This is a genomic window from Chryseobacterium artocarpi (genome assembly GCF_001684975.1).
GTDB lineage: Bacteria > Bacteroidota > Bacteroidia > Flavobacteriales > Weeksellaceae > Chryseobacterium > Chryseobacterium artocarpi.
The window spans coordinates 1-1,354 of the sequence record NZ_MAYH01000007.1; the positions used below are offsets into that span (position 1 = coordinate 1).

Annotated in this window: 1 protein-coding gene and 1 pseudogene; both read right to left on the bottom strand. The window is 35.9% G+C overall.

All coding sequences use genetic code 11. From position 1 onward, the window contains the following. Positions 1-272 (bottom strand): annotated as a pseudogene (locus tag BBI01_RS04450) (hypothetical protein); the annotation flags it as partial. Positions 273-277: 5 nt separating this feature from the next. Continuing rightward, positions 278-1,354 (bottom strand): DUF11 domain-containing protein (locus tag BBI01_RS22705; RefSeq protein WP_165602219.1); only part of this gene is annotated, 1,077 nt, incomplete at its 5' end.

The window sequence follows — 1,354 nt, forward strand, 5'->3', positions numbered from 1 at the left end:
ACAGCATTTGTAATAGCAGCAGTATTACTAAGATCTAACCAAATACCGTTTTGTTTGAACTTTAGTTTTTTATCATTGGTATCAAAAATAAAAGTTCCATCCACGGCAGTACTTAAAACACCAGATGTATAAGGAACAATTATACCTTTATTAGTATTCGAAAATTCTAATAAAACAGAGGAATTAGTAGGCGATGTTTTTTTACCGATAGTTGTTTGTGCAGATATTATTTGCGCAAAAAATAAACTTGTAATAATAATATAATTTTTCATAACCTTTAGTTTAAACAAGTTTGTTTAGTAAATTCTTTCCAACCGTTACCTGATGAGACTGAAACCACATATACAAGCATTTTGTTTGTTGTTATATTGTAAACAATCATTCCTTCAAGAAGATTTGCAGAAGGTATTGCATCTATCTGTGCCTGAGTTAAACGGTTGATAACAAACCCTTTTGTTTTGGATTCCACCACCAGATCAGCCCCTTTATAATTGTTTTGCCAATTAGTGACCGTATTTCTTGCATTAATTGTTGATATTGCTGCAGAAGGATTTATTCCTCCGGTCAATGTAGTGGGTGTTTTATAACAAAACTTATTTTGTAAAGTAATTGTTGCCGTTGCTGTTTTACAGTTTGTACATGCGCTAGGCATTGTTACTGAACCATATGTTGTATAGTAGCAGTAATTATACGTTAATGTATATGTCCCTGCTGGCAAAGTGCTAGGAGCTGTTATAATACCATTAGCATCAATACTTAGGGCATTAGCTGTAGACTGGCTGACCATTGTTACTTTGGTATTGCTGTTACTGTTTATGGTTGCAGCAATACCATTCACCATATCATTTGCTAAAACATTTATTGTATTGGTGTCACCTGCAAAGAAGTTTCCTGTATCTGCGTTTGTAGCAATATTGTCTAACGGATAAACATATTGTGAGGTCATTGCCAAAGTATTGTTACCTGGTGTAGGATCCGGAGATGTACCAGAGTCTACCGTAGCATCTGATGTATAATTAATACTTCCCGTTGCATCGGTTCTGGCAGTATAAGTTAAGGATAATACTTGCTCAACGCCTGATGCTAAAGTGGGGATGGTCCATTTGTTTGTAGCTGGATCAAACGCACCTGCTGTAGCAGTATTAGATACGTAAGTAAAAGCAGCAGAAGGTAATGTTGGCAAAGTAGCAACGGTATTAGCAGTAGGTGATGTTCCGTTATTTTTCACTTTATATTTGATGGTGAAGTTTGTACCTTTTACCGCGCAGGTAGGATTTGTGTTGTCTGCTGTTATTTGAACGTCAGAAGAACACGATGTTCCTGTAACGGTAATAGTGGTTAAAGGTGACATACA